Here is a 6,000-nt window from a genome sequence, read left to right on the forward strand (position 1 = left end):
TGGGCGACGTATTTGCCGCCACCGGGTTGCCGCTTTTGTCGTTTGGACTAGATTGCTAGCCAACGCTGCGTCGAGAATGAGTGCCTGCCGTGCCAGACCGGAAATCCCCCCTCGCCCCCTTCCGAAACGAAACCTTTCGGCTGATCTGGGCGGCGAGCCTGATCTCCAATTTCGGCGGCCTCATTCAGTCCGTCGGTGCTGCCTGGATGATGGCCTCGATCTCGCCGTCCGCCAATATGGTGGCGCTGGTTCAGGCCTCGACCTCGCTGCCGATCATGCTCTTCTCCGTCGCCGCCGGTGCGCTTGCCGACAATTTCGACCGGCGTAAGCTGATGCTTGCGGCGCAGTGTTTCATGCTGGTCGTCGCCGTCGGCCTGACCCTCTGTACCTGGTACGGCGTCATCACGCCCTGGCTGCTTTTGACCTTCACCTTCCTGCTCGGCTGCGGGGTAGCGCTGAACAACCCGGCCTGGCAGGCCTCCGTCGGCGACATGGTGCCGCGCGAGGACCTGCCCGCCGCCGTCTCGCTCAACAGCATGGGCTTCAACCTCACCCGTTCCGTCGGCCCGGCGATCGGCGGCGCGATCGTTGCCGCGGCGGGCGCTGCCGCCGCCTTCGCCGCCAATGCGCTCAGCTATTTTGCGCTGCTCTATGCGCTGATCCGCTGGAAGCCGAACGTCTCGCCACGGGCCTTGCCGCGCGAGGACTTCGGCCGCGCCATCTCGGCGGGGCTGCGCTATGTCTCGATGTCGCCGAATATTGGCAAGGTGCTGCTGCGCGGCTTCGCCTTCGGCCTGGCAACCAGCTCCATCCTCTCGCTGTTGCCGCTGATCGCCCGCGACCTCGTGGCCGGCGGGCCGCTGACCTATGGCGTGCTGCTCGGCTGTTTCGGCCTCGGCGCCATCGGCGGGGCATTCATGAATGCGCGGCTGCGCGAAAAATTCACCAGCGAGGCCATCGCCCGCATGGCCTTCACGGGTTTCGCCGTCGTCGCGACGGTTTCGGCGACCAGCACCTCGGCAGCGATCACCGGTTCCGTGCTGCTGATCGCGGGCTTCTCCTGGGTCATGGCGCTCTCGCTGTTCAACACGACAGTGCAGCTCTCCACGCCGCGCTGGGTCGTCGCCCGCGCGCTCTCGCTCTACCAGACCACCACCTTCGGCGGCATCGCCGCCGGCAGCTGGATCTGGGGCACGACCGCCGATACACACGGCGCGCAGACCGCGCTCCTCGCCTCCGCCGTCGCGATGATCGCGGGTGCCGCACTCGGCCTGCGCTATGCGCTCCCCGAATTGCAAAGTCTCAATGTCGATCCGCTCAACCGCTTCAGCGAACCGGACCTGCCGCTCGACCTGAAACCGCGCAGCGGCCCGATCGTCGTCCTCATTGACTACCAGATCGCCGAGGGCGACATTCCGGAATTCCTGGAGGCGATGACCGAGCGGCGGCGCATCCGTATCCGTGACGGTGCGGGCCAATGGGCGCTGATGCGCGACCTCGAAAACCCGACGATCTGGACCGAGACCTATCACGTGCCGACCTGGGTGGAATATGTCCGCCACAACCAGCGCCGCACCCATGCCGACGCCGCCAACGGCGAGAAGCTGCGCCAGCTGCACAGCGGCGCGGAGGACCCGCGCGTCCACCGCATGATCGAGCGGCAGACCATCGTTCCGCACGAATACGAGCGGTTCAAGCGGCAAGTGGATATGCACTGAGCGGCGGAAAACCGCTTCGCATGTCTCTATCGCAGCTTCGACTTCAGCGAGGCATCCGGATAACAAGTCGGCGCAAGACCGTTCTTGGCCTGCCAATCGCCTAGCGATCGGCGGGTCTTGTAGCCCGGCAGCCCATCGACCTTGCCGACATCGTAGCCCTTGGCGACCAGCGCATTCTGCATGGCGAGCACATCCGAGCGCAGCATCTTGCCGATATCGCCCCACGGCCCCTGGAACGGCCCGCTGCCATAGGCGATGCGATCGGCGAGATTCCCGAGGAAGAGCGCATAGAGATCGGAGTTGTTGTATTCCTTGAGCACGTAGAAATTCGGCGTGACGATGAATTCCGGCCCGTGCGTGCCGGCCGGAACCAGCATCATGCCGGACGCCTTGGCTTCGCCGCCCGAAAACCCCTTGCCGGAAATGCGGGTGATACCCGTCGCGGCCCAGGCCGAAATCGGTTTGGCGAGATCGGGCCCTTCCTGCGCGCAGGACACGCCGTCGGGAATCGAAACCTCGTAGCCCCAGCCGCGACCGGCCTGCCAGCCCTTCTTGGCGAGATAGTTGGCAATCGACGCCAGGCTGTCCGGCACCGAGACCCAGATATCGCGCACGCCGTCGCCGTCGAAATCGACGGCATATTGCAGGTAGCTGGTCGGCATGAACTGCGGCTGGCCAAGCGCGCCGGCCCAGGAGCCCTTCAGCTGCGCCACCGTGCGGTCGCCGCCATCAACGATATGCAGCGCGGCTATCAGCTCCTTGCGGAAGAGATCCTTGCGCGTCGACATGAAGGCCTTGGTCGCCAGCACCTCGACCGCCGAATAGGGAATTTTCGCGCTGCCGAAACCGGATTCACGCCCCCACACGGCAACGACGATCTCGCCGGGAACACCGAACTTCTGCTCGATCTTGCGCAGCGTCGAAGCATGGGTCTTGGCGAGGCTGCGGCCCGTTCCCGCCAATCCCTGCAAACGCTTTTCGGAAAAATAGGCGCCCGGCGAGGAGAACTCCGCCTGGCTCTGCGCCTGCTCCTTCTTCGGCTTGGAGCCGGGCGGCACGAGATCGGGCAGGTCCCAGTTGAGCGTCACGCCCTCCATCGCCGCGCGAAAGGTCTTCTCGCTGACGCCGGTCTTCTTAGCCGAGGGCCAGAGATCCCTGTCGATCCAGGCGCGGAACATCTTTTCGACCTCGGCCTTGGACGCGGCCGCCGCCGGAAGGGCGAAAGCGAGGGAAAACAGGGCGATGCCGACGAAGGCCTTGAAGGCTTTGCGCATGCTCAAGATGGGTCTCCTCAGATCGCGGTCCGCGCCCGAAGCGCCGCCGTCAATGTGCCCTCGTCAAGATAATCCAGCTCGCCGCCGACGGGCACGCCATGGGCAAGCCGCGTGATCTTCACGTCGAGGCCGGAGAGCTGGTCGGTGATGTAATGCGCCGTCGTCTGACCCTCGACGGTGGCGTTGACGGCGATGATCAGCTCGCGCACACCGCCCTTCGCTACCCGGTCGACGAGGCCGCGGATGTTGAGATCGTCAGGTCCGACGCCATCGAGAGGCGAGAGCGTGCCGCCGAGCACGTGATAGGCGGCGTTCATCGCACCGGCGCGCTCCAGCGCCCAGAGGTCGGAAACGTCCTCGACGACGATGATCATCGCATGGTCGCGGCGCATATCCGTGCAGACCGTGCAGGGATCGCTGGTATCGACATTGCCGCAGCACGAGCAGATGCGCACCTTGCGGTGCGCCTCGCCCATCGCTTCGGCAAGCGGGCCGAGCAGCTGGTCCTTCTTCTTGACGAGATGCAGCGCCGCACGCCGCGCCGAGCGCGGCCCGAGGCCCGGCACCTTGGCCAGGAGCTGGATGAGTTTTTCGATTTCGGGGCCGGTGACTCGTTTTGCCATTGCCGCTATCTAGAGCATTTCCGCGTTTCTTTGAATCGCGAAAACGCTCTGCCTTTTGTTTTGCGCAATTCCGGACGCAAAACCGCTTCGCACTTTTACTGGAATTGCTCGGCCCCATATCAAGGGGAACGGAATCTTTGGAGATCGACGCTTGATCAAAATCCTCGCCGTCTGCACGGGCGTCGCCCGTCCCATCCCAGGCAAAGGCTACAAGACCGGCATTTTCAAGGTGCCGACCGATGCAGCCATCGTCGTCGACCGCGAGGGGCTTCTGGGCGACGCGATCTGCAACCGCAAGCACCATGGCGGCCCGGAACAGGCCGTCTACGGCCTCGGCTCCGTGGATCTCGACTGGTGGGCGAAGGAGCTCGGCCGAACGATCGAGCCGGGAACGTTCGGCGAGAACGTCGTGATCGAAGGCATCGATAGCCGCTCCGTCTCCGTCGGCGACCGGTTCGAGACGGAAAGCGTGCTTCTCGAAGTGACCTCGACGCGCATTCCCTGCAACACGCTGACGGCGAAGATGGGCGATCCCGGCTTCGCACGGCGTTTCATGCAGGCTGGCCGTCCGGGCTTCTATTGCCGCGTGTTGCGCGATGGCGTGATGCAGGCGGGCGATGCCGTGACCTATACGCCCTTCCACGGCGAGCCCGTCACCATGCCGGAACTCCTGCGCACCTATGGCAAGAACATCCCAGAGGACGACCGCATCCGCTATCTCGCCGCGCCTATCGCCGACAAGCTGCGCGCGGCGCTGACCGGCTGATCAGCGCGCAGCGATCGCCGCTGCCGCGCCCGCCATGGTGCCGGCGCTGAGCCGGTTGGCGATGCGCACGGCGCGCGGGCTTTTCAGGAACAGGCGGGCGCGCGAGGCGAGAAAAACCCAGGCGAGATCAATCGCCACGAGCACGACGAACATCGTCACGACCAGTTCGGCCCAGCCGACCAGCGTGACGGCGCCGAGATCGATGATGGCGGGCAGCAACGCCACATAGAACATCATGATCTTCGGATTGCCGAGCGTCACCGTCAGCCCGGCGAAGAACAGCTTTGGGGCGGAGCGCGCCTCGGGCAGCGGCTGGTCCCCGGTGTCGGTCGGCGCGAACCACATTTTCCAGGCGAGATAGAGCAGATAGGCGACGCCGAGCCATTTGATGGCGACAAAGGCGGCATGGAAGGTTTCAGCAATCGCGGCAAGACCGAGCACGGCGAAGGTGAGCCAGACGCCCTCGCCGATCCACATGGCGGCGAGGAAGGGCAGCACATCCTTCGGCCCGCGCGACAGCACGCGGGCAACGAGGGCGGCAATGCTCGGACCGGGCGAACCGGCCGCCATCATCAGCGCGCCGGCAAAGACAAGCAGGGTCATCAGGCTCATGGGAAATCCTCCTCGGGAGCCCTTACCCTACAGGATCAGAACGGCAGTTTGAAGCCGGGCGGGATCGGCAGGCCGGCGGTCAGCGCCTTGGTCTTTTCGGCCGCCTGGGCCTCGGCCTTGTCCTTGGCATCCTTGTGGGCCGCGACGATCAGGTCCTCGAGGATCTCGACGTCGTCTTCCTTGAAGAGCGAGGGATCGATCTTGAGGGCCTTGAGGTTGCCCTTGCCGTCGAGCGTGACGGAGACCATGCCGCCGCCGGAAGAGCCGTTCACCTGGAGGGCGGCGATCTCCTCCTGCATCTTCTCCATCTTGGCCTGCATTTCCTTGACCTTGCCCATCATGCCCATGATGTCGCGCATCGGTCTCTCCTCTTATCTGGTAATATTAACGTTCGATGTCGTCGCCGGGCAGGATATCGCCCTCGGCGGATTCCGCTGCGGCCGCAACCACGACCGTCTCGGGCTCGTCTTCGGTTTCTTGCACCTTGATACGCACGTCGGTGATCTTGGCGCCCGGGAAACGTTGCAGGATGGCCGCAACGTCGGGGTCCTGACGCGCATCGGCCACGCGGGCCTCCTGCGCCATCGTCTCGGCTTCGGAGAGCGTGGGACCGCCGGCTTCCCGCGACAGGATGACCAGCCAGCGCTGGCCCGTCCATTCCTGGAGGCGGTTCGAGAGGTCGGCGATCAGCGATTTCGGCGCGTCGTCGGTCAGGCTAATTTCCAGCTTGCCGGGCTCGACGCTGACAGGCCGCACGAAGGCGCGCACCAGCGCCCGAAGGCGGATATCGCGGTTCTTGGTGCAGAGATCGGCGACATCGGAAATCGAGTTGACCGGGACTTTTGGTGCGGCGGCCGGCTGGGTGGCGGGAGCGGTCTCAACCCGGCCGACCGGTTGTGCGGCCGGCTCGGTCTGCGGCACGGGGCGCAGCATGGTGACGGTACCACCGCCCGCCTGGGCGCGCATCGGCTGATCCGGCTGGCGCGCGACGGCGGAGACGGACGCCT

The 6,000-nt window shown here is 65.2% G+C and carries 6 protein-coding genes and 1 pseudogene; 2 read left to right on the forward strand and 5 right to left on the reverse strand.

What is annotated here, in order from left to right; translation table 11 throughout:
* Positions 1–89: 89 nt before the first annotated feature.
* Entirely contained in the window at positions 90–1,718 is a 1,629-nt protein-coding gene (locus tag ACOZKU_RS19900) for an MFS transporter (RefSeq protein ID WP_421580321.1), read from the forward strand.
* A 26-nt stretch (positions 1,719–1,744) separates the two neighbouring features.
* Here ACOZKU_RS19900 and ACOZKU_RS19905 read toward each other — a convergent pair whose 3' ends face one another.
* Together ACOZKU_RS19905 and recR are read right to left on the reverse strand one after the other, a co-directional pair.
* Positions 1,745–2,992 carry a lytic murein transglycosylase gene (locus tag ACOZKU_RS19905; protein WP_421580322.1) on the reverse strand — a complete coding sequence of 416 codons (1,248 nt, stop codon included), beginning with the start codon at positions 2,990–2,992 and terminating at the stop codon, positions 1,745–1,747.
* A 17-nt stretch (positions 2,993–3,009) separates the two neighbouring features.
* On the reverse strand, positions 3,010–3,615 hold the full coding sequence (gene recR / locus ACOZKU_RS19910; RefSeq protein ID WP_421580318.1) for a recombination mediator RecR: 606 nt from the start codon (positions 3,613–3,615) through the stop codon (positions 3,010–3,012).
* A 154-nt stretch (positions 3,616–3,769) separates the two neighbouring features.
* On the opposite strand from recR, the gene ACOZKU_RS19915 reads away from it, so the two are divergent.
* Positions 3,770–4,381: an MOSC domain-containing protein gene (locus ACOZKU_RS19915; RefSeq protein ID WP_421580323.1), complete on the forward strand. Its 612-nt coding sequence runs from the start codon at positions 3,770–3,772 to the stop codon at positions 4,379–4,381.
* Here the strand turns inward: ACOZKU_RS19915 and ACOZKU_RS19920 are convergent, their stop codons facing one another.
* From ACOZKU_RS19920 to ACOZKU_RS19930, 3 genes and pseudogenes are all read right to left on the reverse strand, one after another.
* Positions 4,382–4,993 (reverse strand): LysE family translocator, encoded by a 612-nt coding sequence (locus ACOZKU_RS19920; RefSeq protein WP_421580319.1) that lies wholly within the window; start codon positions 4,991–4,993, stop codon positions 4,382–4,384.
* A 35-nt stretch (positions 4,994–5,028) separates the two neighbouring features.
* Positions 5,029–5,352: a YbaB/EbfC family nucleoid-associated protein gene (locus ACOZKU_RS19925; RefSeq protein WP_421580320.1), complete on the reverse strand. Its 324-nt coding sequence runs from the start codon at positions 5,350–5,352 to the stop codon at positions 5,029–5,031.
* A gap of 25 nt (positions 5,353–5,377) precedes the next feature.
* Positions 5,378–6,000 (reverse strand): annotated as a pseudogene (locus ACOZKU_RS19930) (DNA polymerase III subunit gamma/tau); the annotation flags it as partial.

The organism is Shinella sp. M31, from assembly GCF_049199205.1.
Taxonomy (GTDB): domain Bacteria; phylum Pseudomonadota; class Alphaproteobacteria; order Rhizobiales; family Rhizobiaceae; genus Shinella.

Bases quoted from the DNA above. Each gene is read 5' to 3' on its own strand.
- recR (WP_421580318.1), bottom strand. From the start codon at position 3,615: ATGGCAAAACGAGTCACCGGCCCCGAAATCGAAAAACTCATCCAGCTC.
- ACOZKU_RS19905 (WP_421580322.1), bottom strand. From the start codon at position 2,992: ATGCGCAAAGCCTTCAAGGCCTTCGTCGGCATCGCCCTGTTTTCCCTC.
- ACOZKU_RS19925 (WP_421580320.1), bottom strand. From the start codon at position 5,352: ATGCGCGACATCATGGGCATGATGGGCAAGGTCAAGGAAATGCAGGCC.
- ACOZKU_RS19920 (WP_421580319.1), bottom strand. From the start codon at position 4,993: ATGAGCCTGATGACCCTGCTTGTCTTTGCCGGCGCGCTGATGATGGCG.